General features: G+C 37.7%; 29 protein-coding genes and 3 riboswitches. Of the genes, 21 read left to right on the top strand and 8 right to left on the bottom strand.

The window, feature by feature from the left end; genetic code table 11:
* Window positions 1–44: 44 nt before the first annotated feature.
* From galE to JFL43_RS02400, 3 genes are all read left to right on the top strand, one after another.
* Window positions 45–1,079, top strand: a complete 1,035-nt coding sequence (galE, locus tag JFL43_RS02410) for a UDP-glucose 4-epimerase GalE (protein ID WP_200747768.1) — start codon at window positions 45–47, stop codon at window positions 1,077–1,079.
* A 203-nt stretch (window positions 1,080–1,282) separates the two neighbouring features.
* Window positions 1,283–1,390: riboswitch (SAM riboswitch) on the top strand.
* A gap of 97 nt (window positions 1,391–1,487) precedes the next feature.
* Window positions 1,488–2,396 carry a homoserine O-acetyltransferase MetA gene (gene metA, locus JFL43_RS02405; RefSeq protein WP_200747767.1) on the top strand — a complete coding sequence of 303 codons (909 nt, stop codon included), beginning with the start codon at window positions 1,488–1,490 and terminating at the stop codon, window positions 2,394–2,396.
* 162 nt (window positions 2,397–2,558) lie between these two features.
* Window positions 2,559–3,200, top strand: coding sequence for an alpha/beta hydrolase (locus tag JFL43_RS02400; RefSeq protein ID WP_200747766.1), 642 nt, complete (start codon window positions 2,559–2,561; stop codon window positions 3,198–3,200).
* Window positions 3,201–3,412: 212 nt separating this feature from the next.
* Here the strand turns inward: JFL43_RS02400 and JFL43_RS02395 are convergent, their stop codons facing one another.
* Genes JFL43_RS02395 through JFL43_RS02380 form a run of 4 tightly spaced genes read right to left on the bottom strand, consistent with a single transcriptional unit; the run spans window position 3,413 to window position 6,107 of the window.
* Window positions 3,413–4,258: an energy-coupling factor ABC transporter ATP-binding protein gene (locus JFL43_RS02395; protein ID WP_200747765.1), complete on the bottom strand. Its 846-nt coding sequence runs from the start codon at window positions 4,256–4,258 to the stop codon at window positions 3,413–3,415.
* On the bottom strand, window positions 4,251–5,045 hold the full coding sequence (gene cbiQ, locus JFL43_RS02390; RefSeq protein WP_200747764.1) for a cobalt ECF transporter T component CbiQ: 795 nt from the start codon (window positions 5,043–5,045) through the stop codon (window positions 4,251–4,253). The genes JFL43_RS02395 and cbiQ overlap by 8 nt, the downstream gene beginning before the upstream one ends.
* 1 nt (window position 5,046) lies before the next feature.
* On the bottom strand, window positions 5,047–5,349 hold the full coding sequence (locus tag JFL43_RS02385; protein ID WP_100797326.1) for an energy-coupling factor ABC transporter substrate-binding protein: 303 nt from the start codon (window positions 5,347–5,349) through the stop codon (window positions 5,047–5,049).
* On the bottom strand, window positions 5,346–6,107 hold the full coding sequence (locus tag JFL43_RS02380) for an energy-coupling factor ABC transporter permease (RefSeq protein ID WP_200747763.1): 762 nt from the start codon (window positions 6,105–6,107) through the stop codon (window positions 5,346–5,348). Before JFL43_RS02380 ends, JFL43_RS02385 begins: the two co-directional genes overlap by 4 nt.
* Before the next feature lie 212 nt (window positions 6,108–6,319).
* A riboswitch (cobalamin riboswitch) is annotated at window positions 6,320–6,503 on the bottom strand.
* 237 nt (window positions 6,504–6,740) lie between these two features.
* Window positions 6,741–6,937, top strand: a riboswitch (cobalamin riboswitch).
* Between the two features lie 202 nt (window positions 6,938–7,139).
* Between JFL43_RS02380 and JFL43_RS02375 the strand changes: the two genes are divergently transcribed.
* From JFL43_RS02375 to JFL43_RS22300, 18 genes are all read left to right on the top strand, one after another.
* Window positions 7,140–7,505: a (2Fe-2S) ferredoxin domain-containing protein gene (locus tag JFL43_RS02375; RefSeq protein WP_200747762.1), complete on the top strand. Its 366-nt coding sequence runs from the start codon at window positions 7,140–7,142 to the stop codon at window positions 7,503–7,505.
* A 28-nt stretch (window positions 7,506–7,533) separates the two neighbouring features.
* Complete coding sequence (cobJ, locus tag JFL43_RS02370; RefSeq protein ID WP_100797323.1) at window positions 7,534–9,207, top strand: precorrin-3B C(17)-methyltransferase; 1,674 nt, start codon at window positions 7,534–7,536, stop codon at window positions 9,205–9,207.
* A 24-nt stretch (window positions 9,208–9,231) separates the two neighbouring features.
* Window positions 9,232–10,155: a sirohydrochlorin chelatase gene (locus JFL43_RS02365; RefSeq protein WP_200747761.1), complete on the top strand. Its 924-nt coding sequence runs from the start codon at window positions 9,232–9,234 to the stop codon at window positions 10,153–10,155.
* Entirely contained in the window at window positions 10,152–10,922 is a 771-nt protein-coding gene (gene cobK / locus JFL43_RS02360; RefSeq protein WP_200747760.1) for a precorrin-6A reductase, read from the top strand. Before JFL43_RS02365 ends, cobK begins: the two co-directional genes overlap by 4 nt.
* 12 nt (window positions 10,923–10,934) lie before the next feature.
* Complete coding sequence (locus tag JFL43_RS02355) at window positions 10,935–11,585, top strand: precorrin-8X methylmutase (RefSeq protein WP_100797320.1); 651 nt, start codon at window positions 10,935–10,937, stop codon at window positions 11,583–11,585.
* Between the two features lie 2 nt (window positions 11,586–11,587).
* Window positions 11,588–12,700: a cobalt-precorrin-5B (C(1))-methyltransferase gene (locus JFL43_RS02350; protein WP_200747759.1), complete on the top strand. Its 1,113-nt coding sequence runs from the start codon at window positions 11,588–11,590 to the stop codon at window positions 12,698–12,700.
* A complete protein-coding gene (gene cbiE / locus JFL43_RS02345) occupies window positions 12,678–13,898 on the top strand; it encodes a precorrin-6y C5,15-methyltransferase (decarboxylating) subunit CbiE (protein WP_200747758.1) in 1,221 nt (406 codons plus the stop codon). Before JFL43_RS02350 ends, cbiE begins: the two co-directional genes overlap by 23 nt.
* A complete protein-coding gene (gene cobI, locus JFL43_RS02340) occupies window positions 13,891–14,598 on the top strand; it encodes a precorrin-2 C(20)-methyltransferase (RefSeq protein WP_200747757.1) in 708 nt (235 codons plus the stop codon). Before cbiE ends, cobI begins: the two co-directional genes overlap by 8 nt.
* Entirely contained in the window at window positions 14,598–15,380 is a 783-nt protein-coding gene (gene cobM / locus JFL43_RS02335; protein WP_100797316.1) for a precorrin-4 C(11)-methyltransferase, read from the top strand. Before cobI ends, cobM begins: the two co-directional genes overlap by 1 nt.
* Complete coding sequence (locus JFL43_RS02330) at window positions 15,377–16,501, top strand: cobalt-precorrin 5A hydrolase (protein ID WP_200747756.1); 1,125 nt, start codon at window positions 15,377–15,379, stop codon at window positions 16,499–16,501. Before cobM ends, JFL43_RS02330 begins: the two co-directional genes overlap by 4 nt.
* A gap of 62 nt (window positions 16,502–16,563) precedes the next feature.
* Window positions 16,564–17,937: a cobyrinate a,c-diamide synthase gene (locus JFL43_RS02325; RefSeq protein WP_407701928.1), complete on the top strand. Its 1,374-nt coding sequence runs from the start codon at window positions 16,564–16,566 to the stop codon at window positions 17,935–17,937.
* Window positions 17,934–18,581 carry a precorrin-2 dehydrogenase/sirohydrochlorin ferrochelatase family protein gene (locus JFL43_RS02320; protein ID WP_200747755.1) on the top strand — a complete coding sequence of 216 codons (648 nt, stop codon included), beginning with the start codon at window positions 17,934–17,936 and terminating at the stop codon, window positions 18,579–18,581. The genes JFL43_RS02325 and JFL43_RS02320 overlap by 4 nt, the downstream gene beginning before the upstream one ends.
* Window positions 18,572–19,342 carry a uroporphyrinogen-III C-methyltransferase gene (gene cobA, locus JFL43_RS02315; protein WP_100797312.1) on the top strand — a complete coding sequence of 257 codons (771 nt, stop codon included), beginning with the start codon at window positions 18,572–18,574 and terminating at the stop codon, window positions 19,340–19,342. Before JFL43_RS02320 ends, cobA begins: the two co-directional genes overlap by 10 nt.
* 103 nt (window positions 19,343–19,445) lie before the next feature.
* Window positions 19,446–20,009, top strand: a complete 564-nt coding sequence (locus JFL43_RS02310; protein ID WP_200747754.1) for a nitroreductase family protein — start codon at window positions 19,446–19,448, stop codon at window positions 20,007–20,009.
* Between the two features lie 69 nt (window positions 20,010–20,078).
* On the top strand, window positions 20,079–20,615 hold the full coding sequence (locus JFL43_RS02305) for a cob(I)yrinic acid a,c-diamide adenosyltransferase (RefSeq protein WP_100797310.1): 537 nt from the start codon (window positions 20,079–20,081) through the stop codon (window positions 20,613–20,615).
* Between the two features lie 17 nt (window positions 20,616–20,632).
* Window positions 20,633–22,144: a cobyric acid synthase gene (locus tag JFL43_RS02300; RefSeq protein WP_200747753.1), complete on the top strand. Its 1,512-nt coding sequence runs from the start codon at window positions 20,633–20,635 to the stop codon at window positions 22,142–22,144.
* Window positions 22,145–22,681: 537 nt separating this feature from the next.
* Window positions 22,682–23,455, top strand: a complete 774-nt coding sequence (locus tag JFL43_RS02295) for an APH(3') family aminoglycoside O-phosphotransferase (protein ID WP_200747752.1) — start codon at window positions 22,682–22,684, stop codon at window positions 23,453–23,455.
* Between the two features lie 166 nt (window positions 23,456–23,621).
* Window positions 23,622–23,717 (top strand): putative holin-like toxin, encoded by a 96-nt coding sequence (locus tag JFL43_RS22300; RefSeq protein ID WP_234447563.1) that lies wholly within the window; start codon window positions 23,622–23,624, stop codon window positions 23,715–23,717.
* A gap of 162 nt (window positions 23,718–23,879) precedes the next feature.
* Here the strand turns inward: JFL43_RS22300 and JFL43_RS23345 are convergent, their stop codons facing one another.
* From JFL43_RS23345 to JFL43_RS02275, 4 genes are all read right to left on the bottom strand, one after another.
* Entirely contained in the window at window positions 23,880–24,119 is a 240-nt protein-coding gene (locus JFL43_RS23345; RefSeq protein ID WP_407701935.1) for a transposase, read from the bottom strand.
* A 59-nt stretch (window positions 24,120–24,178) separates the two neighbouring features.
* Window positions 24,179–24,532, bottom strand: coding sequence for a transposase (locus JFL43_RS22950; protein ID WP_200747985.1), 354 nt, complete (start codon window positions 24,530–24,532; stop codon window positions 24,179–24,181).
* 389 nt (window positions 24,533–24,921) lie between these two features.
* A complete protein-coding gene (locus JFL43_RS02280; protein WP_100797304.1) occupies window positions 24,922–25,575 on the bottom strand; it encodes a hypothetical protein in 654 nt (217 codons plus the stop codon).
* 618 nt (window positions 25,576–26,193) lie between these two features.
* Window positions 26,194–26,337, bottom strand: coding sequence for a hypothetical protein (locus JFL43_RS02275; RefSeq protein WP_200747750.1), 144 nt, complete (start codon window positions 26,335–26,337; stop codon window positions 26,194–26,196).
* Window positions 26,338–26,477: the final 140 nt, after the last annotated feature.

Genomic DNA, 26,477 nt, shown 5'->3' with positions numbered 1-26,477 from the left:
AAACAATGCAAGAAAATAAAAAGGTTAAAGAATGGAGAGAAATTGTGAACATTCTCGTAACAGGTGGTGCCGGATATATTGGTTCACATGTTTGTATTGAATTATTAGAAGCAGGGCACCAGGTTATTATTGTAGATAACTTTTCAAATAGTCATAAAGAAGTATTGAATCGCGTGCAATTGATCACGAAAAAAAGTGTAATATGTCATAATGTAGATATTTGTCAAACGGTAGAACTAGAAAAGGTTTTTAAAAAATATGAAATTGACAGTGTTATCCATTTAGCAGGCTATAAATCAGTTCCTGAATCTATACAAAATCCACTCAAGTATTATATAAACAATTTAGTTGCCACGATTCAATTAGTCAAACTAATGGAAAAGTATAAAGTGCATCATTTTGTTTTCAGTTCATCTGCAACTGTTTATGGTATTCCAGAGCAATGCCCAATCCCAGAAACAGCAAATTTAAAAACTGTTAACCCTTATGGTACAACGAAGTTAGTTATAGAAAACTTTTTATATGACTTTGCTCAATCAAATGCGCACTTTTCAATTGTATTATTACGCTATTTTAATCCCGTTGGTGCACATGAAAGTGGTTTGATTGGTGAAGACCCTTTAAGTGTTCCAAATAATCTAATGCCTTATATTACACAAGTGGCAACAGGAAAACGTAATTATTTGAGCATTTATGGAAATGATTATCCAACGATAGATGGAACGGGCGTAAGAGATTTTATTCATGTAGTGGACTTAGCAAAGGGCCATGTGAAAGCGTTAGATAACATTTCTGGAAAATACGGTTGGCAAGTATTTAACTTAGGTACGGGTGAGGGCTATAGTGTATTACAGCTCGTCACAACGTTTGAACGTGTAACAGGGATTACAATTCCTTATAAAATGGTTGATCGACGCGCTGGTGACGTTGCGATTTGCTACGCTGATACGACAAAGGCAGAGAAGCAACTGAATTGGGTAGCAGAACGAGGGTTAGAGGATATGTGTCGCGATGCATGGCGATGGCAACAGAATAATCCGAATGGCTATACGACAATAAATTCGAAAGACAAAATGTAGAAATAATTCAATAAAAGGGCAGCGGTATGTTGCAAAAAAACAAAATAGCCATTATAATATATTAAACATACTTAATTACTTGGTTTTATGATACAGTGCAAATAAGCCCTATAGAAAATCTATACGGGCTTATTTGCTATTGTTAATTATCAGAAATGTTTGCATGTATGAATTGTACATGATACTATTAACTTAATTACATATTCTTATCAAGAGAAGCTGAGGGAAAAGGCCCTATGAAGCTTCAGCAACCTCTGATTTAATCAGAAAGGTGCTAAGTCCTACAAGACAAATGTCTTGGAAGATAAGAAACGAGCGTATAAATTTAGCCCTCCTTCTTATCATGAGAAGGAGGGCTTTTTTGTATGTATTACATAATAGAAATAGATAAAAGGGAGAGAAGAAACAATGCCAATTAATATACCGAAAAATCTTCCGGCAACGGAATTATTGAAAGAGGAAAAAATCTTCGTCATGGAAGAGGATCGCTCTAAAAGTCAAAATATCCGTCCACTTAATATTCTGATTTTCAATTTGATGCCTGAAAAAGAGAAGACGGAACTACAATTATTACGTCTACTAGGTAACACACCACTGCAAGTAAATGTTACTTTTTTAAATACGGCTACACATGTTTCAAAAAATGTGAGTAAAACACATTTAGAATCGTTTTATACGACGTTTGAGCATGTGAAACATCGACGTTTTGACGGTATGATTATAACAGGTGCACCAATTGAGCTTATGGAATTTGAAGACGTTAATTATTGGAATGAGATCGTTAGCATTATGGATTGGTCGAAAACAAGTGTTACATCGGTCTTACACATTTGTTGGGGAGCTCAAGCAGCACTTTACCATCACTACGGTATTGGTAAATTCCCGTTAGCTAAGAAATGCTCAGGTATTTACGATCATACTATTACAGACCCAACAGTTAAACTTGTTCGCGGATTCAATGATATTTTCACCGCACCACACTCACGCAATACATCGGTGTCTAGGGAGGAAGTGGAAGCACATCCAAAATTAAAATTACTATCAGCTTCTAGTGATGCAGGTGTATTTATAGTAATGTCAGAAGATGAAAAGCATATTATGATTACCGGGCATTTAGAATACGATGCACACACATTAGCGGAGGAATATTCCCGTGATTTGGCAAAAGGTTTAACGATCGACATCCCGGAAAACTACTTCCCAAATGATGATACATCAAAGCAGCCAAATAATACTTGGCGTTCGCATACGCATTTATTGTTCTCCAACTGGTTGAACTACTACGTATACCAAGAAACACCTTTCGAATGGGAATAATTAAAAAACGCCTTAGCTCTAGTTGTTACAAGAGCTAAGGCGTCTTCATTTATATTCTAATTTGAGAAATCCAATTTTCTAATAAAAGTAAGGGGGATAAGCACTTTCTAAGCAAACTTTATGCTATGATAAAAGTAATTTATCTCGAAGGGAAGACAATTTATGAACTCACCATTTACATTTATTCATACAGAACCAAAAAATATGGATGCAACGAAACAATACCCAGCGATTTTCTTATTACACGGAATGGGTAGTAATGAACAAGATTTACCTGGATTAGTGGCCGATTTTCAAGATAATTGCCATGTTTTTAGTTTACGCGGTCCAATTAAACATGCACCGGGTTATGCGTTCTTCACTATTGAAGAATTCGGCAAACCAGATCGTCCAGTATTTGATAAAGTAGTTCACTTTATACGAGAATTTATAGATGAAGCGATGTTCATTTATAAAATCGATCCAACCAAGGTTGCGTTAATGGGCTTTAGCCAAGGTGCTATTTTAGCGCAGTCATTAGCACTTGTTTTAGGCGATAAATTAACAGCAGTTATCGCTTTAAGTGGCTATATTCCAGAATTCGTCAAAACAGAGTATCACAAAATGTCAGTTGAACATATGCCAATCTTCATCTCACATGGTGAATATGATTATGTTTTACCACATCAATGGGGCGTTGAAAGTAAGGAATTCTTTGAATCGTTGGGGGCGGACGTAACATTTAAGAGCTATCCAGATGGACACGGTGTCACACCAGCTAATCAACTAGACTTAATCACTTTTTTAAAAGAACAGATTTCATGAATTTCACTTGGAAGTCACGAGCATATTGTCGCTCGTGGCTTTTTTTATCTCTATATTAATAGTAAACCGTTGTAATTTTACATAAGTATAACTAAAAATAAATAAATAATAAACCTTGCTAGTCTATATATAAAAGATCAAAACCAAGCCTCTAAGAGAAAAATAAAACCGTACTAGCAAAAAGCAAGTACGGTGAATAAATAATATAGATATTAAATTGTGACGCCTTGCTTCAATTGCAAAAATAATTGTTCTTTATTACGTGGCATGGGAGCATCTGATGCTAGTAAACCATTTTGTTGTAATTGCTCAGCAGTTTCAAATATCCATGGTTTCTCAAGGTGGGCTTGCTTTAGTAATTCCGGTCGTTTAAAAATTGAAATTGGATCACCATGGTAGAGTATTTTCCCATCGCTCATAACGATAATTTCATCAGACCATTCATAAGCAAAATGCACATCGTGTGTCGATAATATAATCGTTTTATACTCTTCATGAATCGTATTTAGTAGGGCCAATATTTGCTTAGAATAATACGGATCGAGACCTGCAGAAGGCTCATCCAATATAAAGACATCAGGCTTCATCGCTAATACACCAGCAATGGCAACACGTTTTTTCTGACCTAAACTTAAAAAGTGAATCGGCTTTTGTTGCAGGGAAGTGACTTCGGTTTCTTGCATAGCCCACTCTACTTGCTTAACCACCTTTTCTTTAGACCAACCTAGATTCATAGGACCAAAGGATATATCCTGTCTCACTGTACCCGAAAATAATTGTGAATCCGGATCCTGAAAAACAATTCCTACTTGCTGACGTAATTCAAGTAATGCTTTTCGTCCATATTTCATCTGCTTACCTTTGAAATGAATTGTTCCTGAAGTAGGCTCTAAAATGCCATTTAAATGCTGAAATAATGTAGACTTGCCAGCACCATTATTACCGAGTAGCGCAATTTTTTTGCCCTTTTTTATGGAAAGAGAAAGGTCTTCAAGTGCGACCGTGCCATCTGCATAACAATGTGTCAGATGTTGTATATCAAAAAATAGCTCATCCATTTAGACTTCCTCCAAACTGAATATAAACAGCGACTATGCTAATAGAAATGACTACAATGCCTAGCCAATTTCGTTGTGAAAATGAGTAATCATCCTCTAATAATTTTATATCTTCCATATAGCAGCGTGAATTCATCGCAATGATCAATTCTTTAGAACGTTGAAATACATGGATGAATAATGAAGAAACTAGTAAACCTAATGAATGAATACTTTGCTTCACGGTCAGATAACCAAGACGTGCATTTTGTGCTTGATGCATTTTTAGCGATGTTTCTAAAAAAACGAAAATGAAGCGGTATGTGATTTCAGTTAACTCGATCAATAATGCGGGAACTTTCAACTTACGTAATACATGCATAATATCATGTACAGGTGTTGTCAATGTTAAGAAGTATAAGCAACTAATACTACTAAGCACTGTGAAAAATAATTGGGTCGCCGTCTCTACACTATGTTTCGTAATAAAAATATGTAATCCTAAAAATTCAGTCGTCCAAAGTGAGGAGGGAATTAAGATAGTGTTGCTTGTAAATGAAATCAAAATGGTCATCATACTCGATAAAAGGAAAAATCCAGGCACTAATAATAGCTTGAAATAATATTTAAAGGGTATTTTTGCTCCCAAAATTGTAAAAGCACTCATCACAATAAAAGTGATGAGTGATACAAGTGTGTCTTTCACAGTTAAAGAAAATAATAATAGAAAAAAAGCTAAAACTATTTTTTCTATAGGATGAATATGCTGCCAACGATTCATATAAGCATATTTATCAATAAGAAGCATTTTAAATTTGCCCTTCTTTTTTATTACCATTATCTTTGCGTTTGTGTTTGCCCCGAGTTAAACCAACAAAGTAACCGATAAATCCAGCACCAATGGCAGCTTGAAGACAGAATAATAGACTTTCAATTTCACCACTTGGCGGCTCCCAAATACTTGAGAACCAAGGCTCATATGAAGCATTAATTTCACCAATGGCAGCTTCAGCTTCACCATCAGCCCCACCAAATTCAGCCCCTTTTTGAATGAATAAAGGGAAGATGGCAAGAATAATAACGATGCCAATTAATAATAAATTCTTTTTCATCGTTGTTCAGCTCCTTTCGAAAAGACGCGAAGCGCTTTTAACTCGGCTACATTGTATTTTTTCAAGAAATTCATAATTACGACAGTTAAAATACCTTCTGAAATAGCTAAAGGAATTTGTGTTAAAGCGAAAATTCCGCTGAATTTAGTGAATGATGCAAAGAATCCACCGACTTCAGAAGGGAAAGCTAGTGCTAATTGAACTGAAGTGACAAGGTAAGTACCAAGATCGCCTAAAGCAGCAGCTAAAAATACAGCAAATGCAAAAGATAATCCAGCTTTAGTAGCCCCTTTATAAACGCCGTAAGCGATTATTGGACCTACTACAGCCATTGAAAATGCATTGGCACCAAGCGTGGTTAATCCACCATGTGCTAATAATAATGATTGGAATAAAAGAACGATAAAACCGACAATACTCATAGCGAATGGTCCGAATAATACAGTCCCTAAACCTACACCAGTAGGGTGAGAACAGCTACCTGTTACAGATGGAATTTTCAAAGCAGATAATACAAATGCAAATGCGCCTGATAGGCCAAGCATCATTTTTGTATCTGGATTTTCCTTTATAGTTTTACGTATAGAGCGGAATCCAAGGATTAAAAACGGAATCGTCACTGCCCACCAGAAAATGGCCCATTCAATAGGTAAAAAGCCTTCCATAATGTGCATTGCAAATGCTTGCTTTGGAATAATCATGACAAATGCTAAAAAGTAAATCATTTTCCAGTTAAAGATTGATTTTAACTTATTCATAAAATTCTCCCTTTTATTTATGTATTGGTCTGATTTTTTTTATTTCTTTAATGCTTGTACAAACAACACCTCCTAGGAAATACCTCTCTGGATTGGGCATACAGCCAATTTTTCAATAAAAAAAGCACCTCTTTCTAAGAAAGAAGTGCGTGAAGGAATAGTCATCAGAAAATAAGATGTACTCACTTTCACACCCATCCTCGTAGGTTGAAACAGTTCCACACTTTATGGCAGGTCTCCTGGCTTAGAATCATCATTTTGCTACAGTCTTCCCGTCATTTGACAGTGACATTTTGTAACAAAACTCCTCAACACAGTGGCGGGACCGCGTCGGATTAACACCGACTTCCCTTTTCAGTTAAAAGCAAATTTAACACCATAAAGTTTATTGAATTGTTTGATTTCAGAATATAGTGTATCATGGGAAATTCCTAACTACTAGAATAATTTTATAAAAGCACCTATTTTATTGAAATTGAATAGAAATGTAGAAAAAATTGTTTTACAAGGGAATTTTAGGAATTTATTAATTTGTAATTATTTCGCTATATTATTCTTTTCTAAAATCTATTTAAATCTTACTAAATATAGTATATGATAAGAACAGTTTTAGAATTTACTGAATAATACAATTGAATAGCAAATTTAAAAGTGCCGACATGTTAAGTATTTTTTAACGTGAAGGATAATAGGGAAATCGGTTCGAATCCGATGCAGCCCCCGCTACTGTAACGCTGATGAAATGATAATACTCACTGGTAAAATACTGGGAAGAGTTCAAAGTAAAATGAAGCGTAAGCCAGGAAACCTGCTTTTAAAATTATGAACGATACTTTTCGGAGGGAAAGGTGAAGGCTACAGAGGATGACGTGTATTCATTTTGATATGCTGTCTGAAAAATCTAGTTTTTAAACCTTAATTCTTTGGATTAAGGTTTTTTTATTTGCCAAAATAGATAACTGGTTGCCTTTTTACCCTATTTCCATAGATTTTTCATAAGTACAATGATGAACACCATATGGGAGGATCACTATGACAACTTGGAATTTAGAAGGCATGAAAAGCCATTTGCTCATTTGTAACGGCAGTAGCTGCTTGAAAAAGGGCGGTGAAGAAGTGACACTTGCAGTCCGTGATGAGATTGCTCTACTAGGTATTGATGAACAAATACATACAACGCGAACTCGTTGTAATGGACGATGCAAAGATGCCTGTGTCGTTATTGCGTATCCACAAGGAACTTGGTATAAGGCAGAATCTCCTGAAATAGGGCGTCAAATCGTACGCGACTGTATCACTCAGCAAGTTGCACCACATGTCGTCTATCAAACGATTAATGGCAGTATGACGAAAAATCCGACATCAGGAGCATTTAAAGGCATTTCAAAAAATAAATAGAACGCTGTTGCGGAAAGGAGATGTTTGAATGTCACAACTTGGCAAACTCTATGTAGTTGGTTTTGGTCCAGGGGATTTTAAACATATAACAACAAGAGCTGTTGAAGCGCTGCAAGAAAGTGATTTCATCATCGGTTATAAAACGTATGTTGAACTCATTCAAGATTTGATTGATAGTAATACTGCTGTCATTAGTACTGGGATGACTGAAGAAGTATCTCGCGCTCAAGAAGCTGTTAGACAAGCTGAGAACGGAAAAAAAGTAGCTGTCATCTCAAGTGGAGATTCTGGTGTTTATGGTATGGCAGGTCTTGTCTATGAAGTACTAATAGAAAAGGGTTGGACAGAAGCAACAGGTGTGGAAATTGAAGTCATTCCTGGTATCTCGGCGATTAATTCTTGTGCATCGTTACTTGGTGCACCTGTTATGCATGATTCATGTACGATCAGCTTAAGTGACCATTTAACACCGTGGGATTTAATAGCTAAACGTGTTGAAGCTGCAGCAATGGCGGATTTCGTAATCGCCCTTTACAATCCTCGAAGTGGCCGACGCACACGTCAAATTGTTGAAACACAGCGGATTTTACTGCAATACCGTTCTCCGGAAACACCGGTTGGACTTGTGAAAAGCGCCTATCGTGATCGACAAAATATTATTATTACCAATTTAAAAGATATGTTGAATCACGATATTGGTATGTTAACGACGGTTGTTATAGGGAATTCATCGACATTTTTATATGACAATAAAATGATTACCCCTCGTGGTTATCAAAGAAAATATACTTTAAATGCTGATAAACAGCCGCTAAAACCACATCAGCGTTTGAAAGAAGAAGCTGAACCATGGGCAATGGACCAGGAAACAGGCATTCAACGTTCTCAAAATATTGATCAAGTATCGGTTTTTAAAAAGGTAGAGCAAGAGACAGTTGTAAAAGCAGCTGCAAAACCAACGATGGGCTCGTATCAACTAGCGCTGGAAGCATTATCTCGTGTCATAGGTGAGCAAGAATCATCGGCAACAACGTACGTTCATCAAGAAATGGAATCTATTTTTGAGTTGGCAGTAAGTCCAGGTGTGGCAAATAAAAGATTTACGCCAAAGCAAATGATGACATTAGCTGAAGTAGTTGGAGAAAAAGGAACGATGGAATATACACCGAATCATAATATTCTATTGAAAATCCCAACGACTACACCTGATATGATTACGGCAAAATTACAGGACGCAAACTTTATTCTGTCACCAGTTGGAGATGTTGTGACGATTAAGGCATGCGATTTCTGTGATGGTGAAAAAACGGGTGGCATTCCTTATGCAGAGGAACTTCAAGAGAAATTAGGTGGTCTGCAAATGCCAAAAGAATTTAATATCGGTTTTAATGGCTGTGGTATGGCTTGTTACAAGGCAGTTATGGAGGATGTAGGAATCGTCTATAGAAAAGGTAAATTCGATCTATTTGTTGGTGCGAAACCAGTCGGTAGAACTGCTCATCCAGGACAGCCAGTGGCAGAAGGTATTGAGCCAGAAAAAATAGTAGAAGCGGTTAGTAAAATAGTTGAAGAGTATCGTCAAAACGCACATCCAAATGAGCGTTTGTTCAAGTATTTCAAGCGTGCCAAGAAGATTCAAGGTTATACATATCAAGATATGTCGCCAAAAATTGAGATTGAACCAGCACCTTGTGGAGATTAATTATTAAGAGGGGGAAATAATTTTATGAAAGCAATTTTATTTGTAGGTCATGGTAGTCGTTTAGCAGAAGGTAATGCAGAAGTTAATAAATTTGTTGAACAATTAAAGCCAACATTAAATGATCAACTGTTAGTGGAGTCTTGTTTTTTAGAGTTTGCATCACCAAATATTGCCGAAGGGATTGATAACTGTGTTGCTAAAGGTGCCACAGATATTCATGTCATTCCGATTATTTTATTACAAGCAGGGCATTCGAAAATTCATATTCCAGCAGCAATTGATGAAGGCAAAGCGAAATATCCTACTGTGCAAATTACATATGGTCGCCCATTAGGCGTTCATGAGTCTATCTTTACGATTTTAAAAGAACGTTTAACAGAAGCTGGTTTTAATCAAGAAGTTGACAATAATGATACAGCTATTTTATTAATTGCACGTGGTGGTAGTGATGCAGATGCCAATAGTGATTTTTATAAAATTGCACGTATGCTTTGGGAGCAATTAAATGTGCGTACAGTAGAATGTGCCTTTATGGGTGTTACATATCCAACTGTTGAAGAAGGTATTGAAAGATGCCAGCAGCTTGGAGCTAAAAAAGTCATTATGCTTCCTTACTTCTTATTCACTGGTATTTTAATGGAACGTATGGAAAAAATGGTCGAAAATTATCAAACAACATACCCTAATTTAGACGTAAAATTAGCCGCTTACTTTGGGTACCACCCTGAACTAAAAACAGTTTTAGCAGATCGAGTGGAAGAATCACTACAAGGTGATGTGAAAATGAACTGTGATACTTGCCAATACCGTATAAATGCAATGGAGTTTGTTGAGCATCATCACCATCATGATCACGACCACGACCATGAGCATCACCACCACGATCATGATCACGACCACGACCACGACCATCATCATGAACATGAACATGCGGGTACTGCAAAATGATTTTGTTTTTAGCAGGTACAAGTGATGCACGAGAATTAGCAATTGAAATGCAACAAGCGAGTTACCCTGTTCTTGCAACAGTTGTAACGGATTCGGCTGCGAAAAGCTTAGTAGAAGCGGGCATAGAAACACATATTGGTCGATTAACAGCTGACGATATGGCTTCCTTCATTCAAACTAAAAACTTTAAGGCTGTCGTTGATGCAAGTCATCCATTTGCTGAAGAAGCTTCAAAAAATGCACTAGCAGGAGCTAAATTAGCAAATGTTCCATATATTCGCTATGAACGTGAAAGCCAGCAATTTGTAGATGATAAGTTAATCACAGTAAAAGACTACGAGGAAGCTGCGAACTTAGCAGCAAAAAAACGTGGAGTTGTTATGCTAACAACGGGTAGTAAGACACTTGGTACATTTACTGAGAAGCTACTAGGATTAGAGGATACAAGAGTCATAGCCCGCATGCTGCCACGGTTAGACAATATGGAAAAATGTGCAGATCTTGGGGTAGAACAAAAGAATATTGTCGCAATACAAGGACCTTTTTCAAAGGAGTTGAATATTGCGCTTTATAAGCAGTATGGTGTCACTTTAATGATTACAAAAGAAAGTGGCAAAGTCGGTTCAGTTGATGAAAAAATTACAGCAGCACTTGAATGTGGTATAGAAACAATTATGATCGCAAGACCAAAAGTAGCTTATGAAAATGTGCATTCTACTTTTGAAGCAATCATTCATTCATTACAAATCAATCTTTCGAAAAATTAGGAGGCAATCATTATGGATTTCAGAACAGATTTTAAACCATTAACAGTTGACCCAGATAAAATTTATGAACATAGCTTTGCTACTATTTTAGAAGAATATGGTCCTCACGAATTTACAGAGGATGAATGGAAAATCATTCGCCGTATTATTCATGCTTCAGCTGATTTTGATTTAGGGCGCTCAGTCATAATTCACCCAGATGCAATTGCAGCGGGCATTAAAGCAATTCGTTCAGGTAAGCCTGTGATCGCGGATGTACAGATGATTGAAAGTGGAACAGGGCATAAACGCTTCCAAAAGCATGGTGGAGATGTTTATTGCTATATCTCTGACGAAGATGTGTCTAAAGCAGCAAAAGAAGCAGGCGCTACACGTGCTATTATGTCAATGCAAAAAGCCGTTCATCTACATGAAGGAGGCATTTATGCGATTGGTAATGCACCAACCGCGTTACTAGAGTTAATTCGTTTAATTAAAGAAGGAGTAGCGAAGCCGGATTTAATAATCGGTATGCCTGTTGGCTTCGTTTCAGCAGCTGAATCGAAAGATGAGCTTGTTAAATTAACTGAAATTCCGTTTATTACAAATTTAGGACGTAAAGGTGGAAGTACCGTAACAGTTGCGGCACTTAATGCCATCTCACTATTAGCCGATCAGGCTTAACTATGCAAAAGAAAGAGAAAAAAGATCCATCGCAAATGCGTCATGGCTATACAACAGGCGCTTGTGCTACAGCCGTAACGAAAGCGGCTTTAACGGCTCTTATTACTGGTGAAGCGCAAGAAACAGCAACGATACATTTGCCGGTGGGCCGCGATGCGACTTTTACAATCGAAAAAAATGTCTTTGCAGCAAATTCTGTCAGTTGTGAAACGATTAAAGATGCTGGAGATGATCCAGATGCCACACATAAAGCATTAATTATTTCAACTGTCAGTTGGGGAGATCAACCAGGAATTATTTTAGATGGAGGAGTCGGCGTGGGACGAGTGACCAAGCCGGGTCTTCCTGTTCCTGTTGGTGAAGCTGCCATTAATCCCGTCCCAAGAAAAATGTTGAACGCTACTGTACAAGAAACGTTAGCTGAATTTCAAATTGTCCGTGGTGTGAAAGTTGTCATTTCTGTTCCAGAAGGGGAGGAAATTGCAAAAAAAACGCTAAATGGTCGGTTAGGAATTATCGGAGGTATTTCGATTTTAGGGACAAGAGGAACGGTTGTACCATTTTCTAGTTCCGCTTATATGGCAAGTATTGTACAGGCAATTAGTGTAGCAGTCGCAATGGGCTGTGAACATGTCGTTTTAACAACAGGTGGTCGTAGTGAAAAATATGGCATACAACAATATGAAGCACTTTCAGAGGAAGCTTTTATTGAGATGGGTGACTTCGTTGGTTTTTCCCTAAAACATTGTAAACGTCTAGGTATTAAAAGAGTGTCATTAGTTGGCATGATGGGAAAATTTTCTAAGGTTGCCCAAGGGGTCATGATGGTGCACTCGAAAAGCGCCGCTGTCAATTTTGAATTTATGGCCCAGCTAGCAAAAGATGTTGGGGCTCCGGATGAAATGGTGCAAGAAGTGGCACAAGCGAATACAGCTTCGCAAGTCGGTGAAATCATGATGGAAGCAGGCTATGATCAGTTTTTTAATCATTTATGTGAAGCCTGTTGTACATCGTCTCTCAATCATGTACGTGGAGGTCTCATCATGGACACTGCGATTTATTCCATGAAGGGACAATTATTAGGGAGGGCTGATGGCATTGACACAATCGATTAAATTAATAGGTATTGGGGATAACGGACGAGATAGTTTATTACCTCAATATATATCTTGGATAGAAGATAGTGAAGTATTAGTAGGTGGAGAAAGACTACTTGAATTCTTCCCTCATTACACAGGAGAAAAAGTTGTTGTAAAAGGCGGTTTAAAACCTTTAGTTGAGAAATTACAAAAAGAAACACGTAAAACTGTCATTTTAGCATCAGGTGATCCATTGTTTTACGGATTAGGTGGTTATTTAGCTAGTAAAATGACTATCGAAGTATATCCCTATTTCAGCTCAATTCAATTGGCTTTTTCAAAAATGGGCGAAAGCTGGCAAGATGCCTATTTAGTAAGTGTTCATGGCCGCAGTATGAAAGGTTTAGCACAGAAAATCGATGGCAAATCCAAAATCGCATTATTAACAGATGCTGATAATAGCCCAAGTAAAATTGCAGCTTATTTAATATCTTTCGGTATGACAGAATACCGTGCATTTGTTGCAGAAAACTTGCAAGGCGAAGGCGAAAAATTCGGCTGGTATGAATTAGAGGATATGCAAAATCAAGAGTTCTGTCCATTAAATGTTGTCATTCTTAAAAAAGTTGAAAGTAGCCCGAGCTGGACATTAGGTATTGATGATGAAGAATTTTCGCAGCGTAAACCAGATAAAGGGCTTATTACGAAAAAGGAAATTCGTGTCTTAAGTTTATATGCAATGAAATTAACGAGAACGAGTACGGTATGGGATATCGGTACTTGTACAGGTTCAATGGCTATTGAATCCGCAAAGCTAGCACCAGAAGGTCAAGTATTTGCGATTGAAAAAAATGAAGGTGATCTCGAGAATTGCTTACAAAATCAACGTAAGTTTCGAACAGATTTAACAGCGATACACGGCAAAGCGCCAGAAGGGCTTGATACATTCCCTAACCCAGATGCTATTTTCATCGGTGGTACAGGCGGTAATATGAAGGATCTTCTAAAAGTGTGCTGTGAGCGTATAAATGATGGGGGGCGAATTGTTTTAAATGCAGCGACGATAGAAAATCTATACCGTGCAAATGAAGCGTTTGATGAATTTGGTTTTGAAACATCTATTATGCACGCTCAAATTTCTCGAAGTAAACCGATTCTTGGCATGAAGCGATTTGTTCCATTGAATCCAATTTATATTATTACGGCTAAACGAAAGGAAGACATCCATGAGTAATTACGGAACATTATACGGTCTAGGAGTAGGTCCTGGAGATCCTGAACTTATTACAGTTAAAGCATTCCGCGTGATTCAAGAATCACCAGTCATTGCCTATCCACGTAAACGTAAAGGTAGTAAAAGCTATGCACAACGCATTGTCGATGTATATATCCGCCCAGGTGAAAAAGAAATGCTTGGACTTGTTTTCCCAATGACGAAAAATCAAGAAATTCTTGATAAAAAGTGGAATATAGCAGTAGAACTTGTCTACGAAAAAATTCAAGAGGGTAAAGACGTTGCTTTCGTTACAGAAGGAGACCCCCTGCTTTATAGTACATTCATTCATATGATGAAGCTAATGCAAGAATTGCACCCGGAAGTAGAGATTAAAACCGTTCCTGGTATTTCATCTTTCAATGGTTCAGCCTCACGCTTAGGTATTGCACTTGCTGACGGAGATGACCATGTTGCCATCATTCCAGCTACTGACGATTACGGGGCAATGAAAAAGGCAATTGAAGATCATGATGCTGTTGTGTTCATTAAAGTCGCAAAAGTTATGGACTTAATGATTCGCGTATTAAAAGATTTAAATCTATTTGATAAAGCGTCTGTGGTGACAAAGGTTACTTCTGATGAAGAAGTCATTTGGTCAATGGATGAATTAGAAGATGTAGAATTAGAATATTTAACATTAATGGTGGTGCGCAAATAATGAAGAAAATATACATAGTTGGGGCAGGTCCTGGAGATCCAGACTTAATAACAGTAAAAGGGTTAAATATATTACAAACAGCTGATGTTGTTATGTATACAGATTCACTAGTAAATGATGAGCTTATTGCAAAAGCAAAGCCAGAAGCTGAAGTGATTAAAACAGCAGGTATGCATTTAGAAGAAATGGTAGGAGTGATTGTGGACCGCGTGAATGCCGGTAAAACGGTCGCACGTATTCATACAGGCGACCCTGCAATGTACGGTGCGACAATGGAACAATTAGCTTTACTGAAAAAAGAAGAAATTCATGCTGAAGTAATACCGGGTGTGAGTTCGGTATTTGCTTCTGCTGCTGCAATTGGTGCGGAGCTAACAATTCCAGATTTAACACAAACACTTATTTTAACTCGTGCAGAAGGACGTACACCTGTACCAGAATTTGAAAAACTCCGTGATTTAGCAAGTCATCATTGTACAATCGCATTATTTCTAAGCGCTACATTAACGAAAAAAATCGTTAAAGAGCTACAATCTGCAGGGTGGAGCGATGATACGCCAATTGCTGTGATCCAAAGAGCATCTTGGCCTGATCAAAAAATCGTCCGTACAACACTTATTAATTTAGATGAGGATATGCGTAAAAATGGTATCCGTAAACATGCAATGATTTTAGCAGGCTGGGCACTTGACCCTAATATTCATGACAAAGATGAATACCGCTCAAAATTATATGATGCAACGTTCACACACGGATTCCGAAAAGGTGTGAAACCACAATGATTGAGCTTCAAGAAGGCACAACGCCTGTTGTTGACCAGCATAACCAATATGCTATTGTTGCCATTACAAAGCACGGTGTACAAATAGCACGTAATTTACATAGTTCATTTGTACACTCAGATGTTTACTATATGAGTAAATTTGAACAAGGGGATGAACAGCAAAAGCATATTCAACTGTTTACAGGCAGTGTTCGCATGCTATTGCCGACCCTTTTTAAACAATATAAAGGCATTATCATGATTATTTCACTGGGTGCTGTTGTACGTATGATTGCCCCTATTTTAATTGATAAAAAAACAGATCCAGGTGTTGTTGTCATTGATGATCGCGGAGAAAATGTCATCAGTGTGCTTTCAGGCCACTTAGGTGGTGCAAATGAATTAACGCATGAAGTAGCTTCTGCTATTAATGCCCATGCGATTATTACAACTGCATCAGATGTTCAAAAAACAATTCCTGTAGACCTTTTTGGTTCTCGCTTTGGCTGGATTTGGGATGCTGATGATAAGTTAACACCTGTTAGTGCATCTGTAGTAAATGAAGAACCTGTTGCGATTGTGCAAGAATCTGGTGAGAAAAACTGGTGGCATCTACAAACGCCACTTCCAGAAAATATCACACAATATGCTAGTATCTCTGCAGCTCTAAAGGCAAAGCCAAAAGGGGCGTTAATCATTACGCATCGCCTGTTAACGAAAGCTGAAGAAGCAATAGTAGAGAATGGTGTTGTTTATCGTCCGCAAAATGTCGTCATTGGCATGGGCTGTAATCGTGGTACATCTGCAGAGGAAATTGAACAAGTCATTCATGATACGTTACAAGAACTCCAAATTTCAATTAAAAGTGTCAAAGCGCTTTGTACAATCGATTTAAAAAAAGACGAACAAGGTTTCCTTCAAACAGTTGCAAAATATGGGTGGGATTTTAAATATTATTCACCGACAGAACTAAATGCTACAACAATAGAAGCGCCCTCAGATACGGTATTCAAATATACAGGTGCTTACGGTGTAAGTGAGCCAGCTGTTCGTTTATACACCGGATCAGGTGATCTAGTATTAGTTAAGAAAAAATCAGGTAACACAACAATTTCTGTAGCTGTTATTTCACATGATTAATAGTTTCAAATGGCAAGTAAAGCCGGCTGTTTATGCCGGTTTTACTACTATAAGGGGGATAAATGATGAGTTCAAGAAGACTGGTCATTGCGGGAACAGGGAGTGGAGTTGGTAAAACGACTTTTACGATCGGTATTATGGCAGCTTTGCAAAAGAAAGGTTTTCAAGTGCAAGGGTTCAAATGTGGTCCTGACTATATTGATCCATCTTATCACACAGCGGTAACGGGACGTATTTCTCGTAACCTAGATAGCTGGATGTTTGAGCATGAAACGGTAAAAGAATTGATGGCACGTGCAAGTGAGGGTGCTGACATTTCTATAATTGAAGGTGTAATGGGCTTTTATGATGGAAAGAGTCCACTAAATGACGCAGGTTCAACTGCAGAAATTAGTGTTATTACGGATAGTCCAGTATTACTCATCGTTAATTGTGCTAGCATGGCTCGTAGTGTAGCAGCAATCGTTAAAGGATTTCAAACACTTTCTAGTAAACCAAATATTATCGGTGTCATTGCCAATCAAGTTGGTAGTATCAACCATTATAAAATTGTGCAAGCAGCGATCGAGCAAGAATGTGGCATACCTGTACTTGGCTATTTAAAACGAGAAAATGGCATTGATATTCCTAGTCGTCAATTAGGTTTAATACCTGCTATTGAACGTGGTGAATTGAATACATTTTTTGATCAACTCGCATCGCTCATTTCGGAAACGGTTGATATTGACAAACTGTATGACTTAGCAAAAACATCAGATATTCCATATATTTCTAGTGAGTTATTTGATCAACGACCAGATCGCGGAGTAACGATTGCAGTAGCAAAGGATGCGGCATTTAATTTTTATTATGAAGAAAATTTAGAGTTATTAAGAGCGCACGGTGCTTCTTTAGTATTCTTTTCACCTTTAAATGGAGAAACAGTGCCTGAAAATGTTGACGGTCTATACATAGGTGGAGGCTTCCCAGAGGAATTTGCAGCACAGCTTTCAACAAAAGAAGCGGTTAAAAATTCCATTCGTCATGCAGTGCAAAGTGGTATGCCAACATTAGCTGAATGTGGTGGCTTTATGTATTTAACTGAATCCATTACAAATACAGCGGGGGAGACCTATTCAATGGCAGGTCTCATTCCAGGAACTGTTCAAATGCAACAAAAGCTAGCGGCTCTTGGCTATCGAGAAATTTTCGGAACACCAAACAACTTTTTAATAGGTGACAACCAATTAGCAAAAGGACATGAGTTCCATTATTCTACTTTTACAGCTTCAGAGGAAATTCAACCTGCGTATGAAACAATAGGACGTTTTGGCAAAAAAGCTGAAGGGTATTTAAAAGGGAATTTAGTTGCGGGTTATACGCATTTCCACTTCGTATCAAATCCAGCTGTAGTAGAGCAGTGGATTAATGCTTGTGTAGGTTTTCAGCAAAAATGACAGTTTATTATCCAATCATGCTTCAAATAAAAGATAAACTTTGTGTCGTAATCGGTGGGGGCCAAGTTGCCAATCGAAAGGTAAATTCGCTATTAGCAGCAGGTGCCCTTGTCACCGTTATTAGCCCAACACTTCATGAAAAATTACAAGAAAAATGGCGAAAACAACTACTCACATGGGTTGAAAAGTCTTTTGAAGCAGCAGATATACAAGATGCTTTTTGTATTATTGCCGCAACTGATCAACCATCCATTAATGCCAAAGTGAAAGAAAATGTATTGCCACATCAGTTATTGAATATTGTTGATGATGCAACAGCTAGTAATTTTATAGTACCTGCAACAGTGCGACGAGGAGATTTAACGATTGCAGTGTCAACAGCTGGTGCCAATCCTGGTTTAGCAAAGAAAGTGAAAGAGGATTTATCTCTACAATTCGATGATTACTACGGCGATTACGTGGCATTTTTACAAAGCGCTCGCATGGATATTTTAGCTAATGAGAGAAATGAAGTAAGAAAGAAACAATTATTAGATGCTTTATTACAGCCGGAATTCTTAACCTTAACGAAGGATGGAAAAATGGCCGAACGTGATGAGCTATTTCAACACTATTTAAAAAGGGGGATTGCGCCATGGCAGTAGGAAAAGTGTATATAGTTGGTGCAGGACCAGGAGATCCTAGGCTTCTAACAGTCTATGGATTGGAATGTATTCAAACATCGGATGTTATTGCATATGATAGACTCGTTAATCCAAAATTACTTGAGCATGCAAAAAAGGATGCTGAACTGATTTTCTGTGGAAAATCTCCTGGTAAGCATCATCTTATTCAAGATCAAATCCATGACTTATTAGTTTCGAAAGCTTTAGATGGAAAAACAGTTACGAGACTAAAGGGCGGGGATCCATGCGTTTTTGGTCGAGGAGCGGAAGAAGCGGAAGTGCTTGCGGAAAACGGCATTGAATATGAAATTATTCCGGGAATAACTGCGGGTATTGCAGCACCGGCCTATGCAGGGATTCCGGTTACACATCGTGAATATGCTTCTAGCTTTGCCATTGTCACAGGTCATGGACGAGAAGGAAAAGGGCAAGATCATTTAAACTGGGACGCCTTGGCAAATGGCATCGATACCATTGCCTTTTATATGAGTGTAGGTAATTTAGCATATATTAGCGCCCAATTGATCGCTCATGGCAGAGATGTGAAAACACCCGTTGCAGTTATTGAATGGGGTACGACTGAACAGCAAAGAACGTTAACAGGTACATTAGAAAATATACATGATTTAGTAATTAGTGAAGGCTACCATAACCCATCAATGGTGTTAGTTGGAGAGGTCGTTCGTATGCGTGACAAAATCAAATGGTATGAAAAACAACTTACATCCGTTTTGCAATAGGCTGGTGAAGCGGCTTTCATTGATAGCAACTTGAACGTTAGAGTAGGTAGTCTTTTAATAGAGGATCTTTCTGCCGTTAAATATGAATAAAAGGAGAGAAAAAATGTCTATTTTAGAAGTATTAAAAGACCGACGAGCTGTCCGCAACTATGAGGATAAGCCAGTTGAAAAAGAGAAGATTGAACAATTACTACAAGCGGCAACATATGCTCCAAATGATCGCTTACGTGAGCCATGGCATTTCTATGTCATTCAAGATGAAGCAATGATTCGCTATGAAGAAATGGCAGAGGATTATTTACAAGAGCGGTTCCCAACGAAACCCCATTTAGTAGAAAGTTCTTTGCAAGTAGTGAAAACAACCCCAGTTGCGATTGTTGTAACAGCAGATCAAAATCCTGATAAACCGGATGATTCAGAAGACAATATTTTTGCCGTATGCTGTGCGATACATTCTATGTGGTTAGCTGCAAAAGAATTAGGACTAGGTTTTGTTTGGCGTACACGTGGTGTCGGTTTAGTGCATGATGAGCGTATGATGAAATTTATCGGTTCACCTGAAAATGAGAAAGTTATTGGTACTGTATTCATTGGTTATCCAGAAGAAGGTCGCGAAGTTCCACCGACAAAACGTACTTCTTTCCAAGAAAAAACTACGTGGTTATAAAATAGTAACGTTCTTAGTAGAATTTTTTCATCCAATTAATAGGGTTAAAAATGAAAAGGGGGGATTGAAATGGCACGCCAAGGTTTATTTTTGATGTATACAGGTGACGGCAAAGGGAAAACAACCGCATCACTAGGAGTTACGCTACGAGCGGTCGGCCGTGGTTTAAATGTTCGATATATGCAATTTATAAAATCTCCAGAACGAACTTACGGGGAGGCGCTTGCACTTCGGAAATTAGGTGTCGAAATGGAGCAAATGGGCATTGGCTTTACTTGGACAAAAACACCTGAAGAGCATAGAGAAGCGTTGCAATTAGCTTGGGCTAAAGCCAAGGTAGCGCTCGCTGATCCTAAAATTGATCTTCTTGTATTAGATGAACTAAACAATGCATTAGCAATTTCAAAATTTCCAATCGATGACGTCCTGCCTCTTCAAGAAGTAGTTGAAGCGATTCAAAAACGTCCAAAAACGATGCATCTAGTTGTAACGGGACGCAGTGCACAAGAACAATTGATCAATCTAGCAGATCTTGTTTCAACAATCGATGCAACAAAACATTATTATGAACAAGGTATCCCTGCTGTAAAAGGTTTAGAATTCTAAGGAAAGAAGGAATGATTTTGACCGCAAAGGCGTTAATGATACAAGGAACAGCTTCCGATGTTGGGAAAAGTATGATTTGCACTGCTTTTTGTCGCATTTTTTCGGATGAAGGATTCAAAGTTGTACCATTTAAATCTCAAAATATGGCGCTTAATTCTTTTGTCACAGTTGATGGAGGAGAAATTGGTCGTGCACAAGGAGTACAAGCAGAGGCTGCAAGAGTAATTGCTACGACGGATATGAATCCGATTTTATTAAAGCCAAAGCAAGATATGGTATCTGAAGTTATTGTGCATGGTAAGCATTTTCTTGACATGACTGCCACAGCATATCGCAACGATTTTGTTCACCAAGCAATGCCTATCGTTGAAAAATCTGTCCGAAAGCTCCAAAACGAAAATGATATTATCGTTTTAGAAGGGGCGGGTAGTCCAGCTGAAATAAATTTAAAGGATCGTGATATCGCTAATATGCGGATGGCCCATCTAGCAGATGCGGCTGTCATTCTAGTTGCCGATATTGATCGTGGTGGAGTTTTTGCTTCCATTATAGGTACACTCGCTTTATTAGATGAGGATGAGCGAAAACGTGTAAAAGGTCTAATTATTAATAAATTCAGAGGAATGCGAGAACTATTAGATGATGGGATTGAATGGGTAGAAAAGGCAACAGGTATTCCAGTATTAGCAGTTGTACCTTACATAGAAATTAATATTGAGGCGGAAGATTCATTGGCATTATCATCACTACGCTTTAAAAAACCAAAGCAGCAAGAGTTTGCAATTGATGTAGCAATGATTCGTTTACCAAGAATTTCAAATTTCACAGATGTAGATCCATTTTTTGATGAACCTGAAGTAGGCGTTAGACTAGTGCGCTCATTAAGTGAACTTGGTACGCCTGATTTAGTTATTTTACCTGGTACAAAAAACACTGTGGATGATTTACAATGGCTTCGAGAAGAAGGTTTTGTACAAGCCATTCAAAAGCTCCGCGCAAAAGGTACGCGAATTTTTGGTATTTGTGGTGGCTTCCAAATCCTTGGCGATTTATTGTTAGATCCTGAAGCAGTGGAAGGTGACGGCCGTAGCTCGGAAGGTTTGGGGTTACTACCTGTCACAACCATTTTCAATGCTGAGAAGAAAACAAAACAGATGACAGGTCATTTACTATCAAATGGTAAGGAGCTAACAGGTTTTGAAATTCATCTCGGACGAACGGAAATTCAAGATGCTAAAACAAAGGCTTTTTTAAGTCTTAGTGATGGGCGTATGGATGGTGCTGTATCATCTGATGGACATGTCATCGGAACGTACTTCCATGGCATTTTTAATAATAGAGAATATACACGCGAGCTAGTAAATGTATTGAGACAAGAAAAGGGACTACCTGCTATCTCTGATTCCGTTAAATCAGATGCAGAGCGCCGTGAAGATGCCTATCAGTTACTTGCGGAGCATGTTAAGAAACATATCGATATGGATAAAGTATATGAAATAATGCAGTTTGAAAACACTTCTAACATTTAGTTTAAAATGCCAACAGCTTCTTTTTTATTAGGGGGTGCTGGCATTTTTTCTATATGGAAGGTGTCAGTCGCCCGCAATTAAGGTCATATAAGCTTGAAAATACTTAAAGATAATCTAGCCAAGTTCCATAAAAAATTGCTTTATACAAAAGAGATGACCCAGTTTATGAAGTAAATCTTAGTGAATACACAGTTTGTTAAAACATACATAACCCGTAATTTGATGTATTAAAGAAATGAAGTGTCTTGCGAAGTGAACATTATAGTCCCGATAAGGACACAAGGTTCAACCATGAGGAAATGGTATACTTTACTAGATAACTAAGAGCAATTCAGGGCAATTTGGCGGAGATAAATGGTGAAGTAAGAAGTAGCTTTTATATTAGCGGATAGAGATGTGAAGAGTGCTATAAATATAGGAAGAATTGAGTCCCCTATGTCCTATATTTTTAATGAATTGCTATGCAGCTATTGAGGATAAAGAAATTCAACATGCAATAGAAAGTAAGCCACTAAATAGAAAGTAGGTTGATAGTAAATGATCAAATTATCTGAAGTACTTGCTGAGTTACTTAAAGGTTACAAATTACTCCCTATAGTTTTTGGAAAATCAAATGCGGGCGTTTATAAATGTATTAAGGATGAACTATGCCCTGTTTATTATTTAAAAACACAAGATTTTCCAACAATGCAGGAAGATCAGTTGTTAGTAGAAAAAGAGAGATTAGTGTGGCTAGAAGGTACAAGTATAGCCCCATTCGTTATCCATTACGAACAGTGTAATGAGAAAGAATACTTACTAACGACAGCACTTGAAGGGAAGAATATCGTTGAGGTAAAAAGAGAGGATAATATTAAGTTATTCGCTACAACACTTCGAGAAATTCATGAACTATCGATTGAAAATTGCCCTTTTGACATGAAACTTGATTCCAAAATTGAAATAATTCAGAAGAGAATTGCGCATAATTTAATAAACGCAGATGATTTAGAAGAAGAAAATCAGGGGAAATCATTAGAAGAATTGTTTCTGGAGCTTTTAGAACAACGTCCTACTCATGAAGAATTTGTTGTAGTCCATGGTGACTATAATTTAAAAAATGTTATTGCTTCTTCTGTTCAAGTAACTGGGGTCGTTGACTGGGGAAGGAGCGGTGTTGGTGATAAGTACCAGGATTTATCAATTGCAGTTCGAGATGTAAAAAAATATTATGGTCAATCTGAGGTAGCTGTTTTCCTAAACACATATGGTCTTACACGAATTGATAAACAAAAACTATCATTTTATACATTGATGGATGAGTTTTTTTGAGGAAATATTACTAAAGTAAAATTGGATAATTATAACTTTAAAAGAGATTGGCGAACAAGTGTGTGATATAATGAATCTAGTAATAGAATAGGAATTCAAGGGTGGTCAGCATTCCTGTCAATCGTTCCTGTCAAGGTAACTCCAGGGCGGAAGGGGGGTGCTGCTAGTGACTGTATTTGAGGCGCTTGTAATTGCAATTAGTCTTTCTACACTAATTGTTTCTATAATTGCATTGTCGTTTAAAATGTCGCAAAAGAAATAGCCCACCCTTGAGTCTAGGCGCTCAGGTGGACTATTACTTCATATGACGCTGATCCCCTTTGAAGGGAACCTTTCTATTGCAAGACCGTTTGGTGTTTGCTCACCAAGCGGTCTTTTTTAATATATTTCATTTCTACTGTAAGTATACCGAAGTATTCGAAAATTAACAAGAATTGTGTGATTTCGTGATACTAATTTCAAGGAATCTTAAATGCATGGAAAAAATATGGTTCATCACCAAAAGTCGGGGATGACAAAAATAACGCCCGGTTTCCAGGCGAAGTCGAAGGAAGAAATGGGCGTCGTTTCGATACCAAAAACCCCGTCTTTTGATGAACTTAATTTTATTATTTGTGCCTTCCATGATGCCATTTGAAAGCGGTGAAATGACGGTATCTACCAACGCTTTTTCACGTACAATCAAGTCTTGGCAATCTTAGAAACAGTACCACAAACATGAACTTAATACTGTCTGAACCACTCTTTTAATCGACGTTTTGCCTGTGTCATCGTCGTCGCTTTGAATACATCACGAATGTGCTGCAGGGCTTGATAAATGTGTTTCGTATGATCATCTTCTTGGTGCCACTGTGCGACAAAACCGCGCTCTTCCTCTGTTAAATCAGGCGGACAACGTGCTAAGCAGCGGTCGATAAAACGTGACTTGTGATGCTTTTTGGCCTCGCCTAAATAACGGAGACGTCTCTGAAGGGCATCCGTAAAAAATTGAACCATGTGGAAGCGATCCAGTACATGAATCGCAGACGGAAATACCGTTTGAATCCGCCGGGCGAAATCACTAGCAACTGCCTGAATTGTCCCGTTTACTTTCTGTTAAACAGACGCAATGGCCTCTTGGTCCCGATGTGGAACAATGGCGAGAATTCTTCCTGTATCAGCGTTTAGCACACTCGTCGCATAGTTTTGGCCTTTGAGAAGGGCACAACTATGCGACCAAATTTGTTTCGCTTGTTATACGAGATCTACGTCCCAACCAGCCTCAAACATGTTTCTACAAGTAGAGGATGGACAGTTTAGTTGACGGGATCAGTGCCCCACGCACCCGTACGTCCTAACCTGGCTACTGATATAATAGATTCTATTAAAAAAAGGTCAACCAGTAAAAACTGGTTAACCTTATAATACGAAAGCTCCCGTTAGCTTAATAAGAAGGGATGCCAAAATTGTTTAGCCTTATAAGTTGACTAATTTACTACTTTACCGTCAGTATTCAATATTTTAATTTCATAAGAGGCAATATGAGATACTGAATCTAGTTCTTTAGAATGTAAGATTTCATTTACTGTCTCTTCAATTGCCATTGCTAACTTAGGTGCATCTTTATCTGAACCTTTTATTGATGTTTGAATGGTAATGGATTTTTGATAATCAGTATTTATATCTCCGATTACGTCGTAAACTACAAGACCTTCCATTAAAGTGGATGTTAAATGGTGAAGTTCTTTGTGTATATTTTTATTTTCATCGGTAATAGAAGAAAATTCCCATCTCTCAAAAACAACTGTATATTCTTTTAAAGTGGAGGTTTTAATTACACTTTTTGCAATAGACTCTATATCCTTTTTTACGGAATTGAAATATTCTTCATCCCCTACAACTTGTAACACCAATTCTTTCTTTGAAGTCGTTTTTACACCAACCCCCACGTATTTCTCATGAAGTTTTTCAGATACCCTTTTCAATGTAGATATATTTAGTAATTCTCCTTTAGTAACTAAAGGTTCTTGTTCCTCTTTATTTGCAACAGGAGTATCAACTTCTAAAGGCTTATTTAACAGGCTAAATGAGGCTATCCCCACTATAAGTATTCCAGCAATAATCAATATCCTTTGTAACATATAATCCCTCCCGTTAAGAAGGTATGACCTATATCCCTAAAGAATTCCACAAAAACACAATGTCCTCTTCTTTAAGTAACCTCCCCGTTACTACAATAAGTTCAAAATAAAAAGCATTAATCCTACTTGGATCAACGCCCTATTTTGACTGTACTATTTGAGTTCATAACAATACAATTCTTCTTCATCTACATATCGATTCGTAAACTTGAAGCCCAAAGATTCGTATCAACTTTTTCCAATTCTATTTTCTGGGTCTGTTGATAAATAAATTTCATTGCAGCCTTCAATTGCTTGTATTACTTCTATTACAAGCGTCATTGCTTTTCTACCTTAGCCTTTTCCTTGCCACTTTTTATCAATCATAATTCGGCAAATTTCATAGTAATTCAGTTCATTCGAATCGCCATACATTATAAATGGTTATGGCCATTAAGAGTATGCATAAACTCACGTATACCGACGATTTACATGGAGTGGGCGATATGATAGGATGGTTTGCCGCTAAGCTTGTTACTGAGGGTTCTTAGCCTAAATTATATCGCTAGAGGCTCCATGTCAAGCGACATCATGTATGCATTAAAATGTAGGTATTTGTATTATATTAATGACGATTGGCTACACAATTTGATGGCCAAATCCAGTAAAGCCAATGAGCTCACCATTTACTTCAATAGCTCTTGTTGTCCATGTCTTTTCAAGTTGTACCTGTACATGTGATAAGGCGTTAGAAGCTACAAATCCCTCATAAATCGTTGGCATTTCTCCACTTGTCGATAAAAATATAACATCAGTTAATAGTTATTCATGCATGAGTGTACATATTTAAATTAGCATTTCTATTGTGTACTTCTTTATGGAGAATGCGTAAGTTTTGGAACTTATCACTACCACCGAGATGT

It is taken from the genome of Viridibacillus soli (genome assembly GCF_016612995.1).
In the GTDB taxonomy this organism is placed as follows: Bacteria; Bacillota; Bacilli; order Bacillales_A; family Planococcaceae; genus Viridibacillus; species Viridibacillus soli.
The sequence above is the reverse complement of the archived record's forward strand: the minus strand, read 5'-3'. Positions and strand labels throughout refer to the sequence as shown.

What these genes read in the sequence shown, in the direction of transcription:
- cbiE (WP_200747758.1), top strand. Translation starts at nt 12,678, where the DNA reads ATGGCATTGACACAATCGATTAAATTAATAGGTATTGGGGATAACGGA.
- cobI (WP_200747757.1), top strand. Translation starts at nt 13,891, where the DNA reads ATGAGTAATTACGGAACATTATACGGTCTAGGAGTAGGTCCTGGAGAT.
- JFL43_RS02350 (WP_200747759.1), top strand. Translation starts at nt 11,588, where the DNA reads ATGCAAAAGAAAGAGAAAAAAGATCCATCGCAAATGCGTCATGGCTAT.
- JFL43_RS02375 (WP_200747762.1), top strand. Translation starts at nt 7,140, where the DNA reads ATGACAACTTGGAATTTAGAAGGCATGAAAAGCCATTTGCTCATTTGT.
- JFL43_RS02320 (WP_200747755.1), top strand. Translation starts at nt 17,934, where the DNA reads ATGACAGTTTATTATCCAATCATGCTTCAAATAAAAGATAAACTTTGT.
- cbiQ (WP_200747764.1), bottom strand. Translation starts at nt 5,045, where the DNA reads ATGCTTCTTATTGATAAATATGCTTATATGAATCGTTGGCAGCATATT.
- cobK (WP_200747760.1), top strand. Translation starts at nt 10,152, where the DNA reads ATGATTTTGTTTTTAGCAGGTACAAGTGATGCACGAGAATTAGCAATT.
- JFL43_RS02355 (WP_100797320.1), top strand. Translation starts at nt 10,935, where the DNA reads ATGGATTTCAGAACAGATTTTAAACCATTAACAGTTGACCCAGATAAA.
- cobM (WP_100797316.1), top strand. Translation starts at nt 14,598, where the DNA reads ATGAAGAAAATATACATAGTTGGGGCAGGTCCTGGAGATCCAGACTTA.
- cobA (WP_100797312.1), top strand. Translation starts at nt 18,572, where the DNA reads ATGGCAGTAGGAAAAGTGTATATAGTTGGTGCAGGACCAGGAGATCCT.
- JFL43_RS02280 (WP_100797304.1), bottom strand. Translation starts at nt 25,575, where the DNA reads ATGTTACAAAGGATATTGATTATTGCTGGAATACTTATAGTGGGGATA.
- JFL43_RS02385 (WP_100797326.1), bottom strand. Translation starts at nt 5,349, where the DNA reads ATGAAAAAGAATTTATTATTAATTGGCATCGTTATTATTCTTGCCATC.
- JFL43_RS02365 (WP_200747761.1), top strand. Translation starts at nt 9,232, where the DNA reads ATGAAAGCAATTTTATTTGTAGGTCATGGTAGTCGTTTAGCAGAAGGT.
- JFL43_RS02330 (WP_200747756.1), top strand. Translation starts at nt 15,377, where the DNA reads ATGATTGAGCTTCAAGAAGGCACAACGCCTGTTGTTGACCAGCATAAC.
- metA (WP_200747767.1), top strand. Translation starts at nt 1,488, where the DNA reads ATGCCAATTAATATACCGAAAAATCTTCCGGCAACGGAATTATTGAAA.
- JFL43_RS02395 (WP_200747765.1), bottom strand. Translation starts at nt 4,258, where the DNA reads ATGGATGAGCTATTTTTTGATATACAACATCTGACACATTGTTATGCA.
- cobJ (WP_100797323.1), top strand. Translation starts at nt 7,534, where the DNA reads ATGTCACAACTTGGCAAACTCTATGTAGTTGGTTTTGGTCCAGGGGAT.
- JFL43_RS02310 (WP_200747754.1), top strand. Translation starts at nt 19,446, where the DNA reads ATGTCTATTTTAGAAGTATTAAAAGACCGACGAGCTGTCCGCAACTAT.
- JFL43_RS02400 (WP_200747766.1), top strand. Translation starts at nt 2,559, where the DNA reads ATGAACTCACCATTTACATTTATTCATACAGAACCAAAAAATATGGAT.
- JFL43_RS02275 (WP_200747750.1), bottom strand. Translation starts at nt 26,337, where the DNA reads ATGCCAACGATTTATGAGGGATTTGTAGCTTCTAACGCCTTATCACAT.
- JFL43_RS02295 (WP_200747752.1), top strand. Translation starts at nt 22,682, where the DNA reads ATGATCAAATTATCTGAAGTACTTGCTGAGTTACTTAAAGGTTACAAA.
- JFL43_RS02305 (WP_100797310.1), top strand. Translation starts at nt 20,079, where the DNA reads ATGGCACGCCAAGGTTTATTTTTGATGTATACAGGTGACGGCAAAGGG.
- JFL43_RS02380 (WP_200747763.1), bottom strand. Translation starts at nt 6,107, where the DNA reads ATGAATAAGTTAAAATCAATCTTTAACTGGAAAATGATTTACTTTTTA.
- JFL43_RS02325 (WP_407701928.1), top strand. Translation starts at nt 16,564, where the DNA reads ATGATGAGTTCAAGAAGACTGGTCATTGCGGGAACAGGGAGTGGAGTT.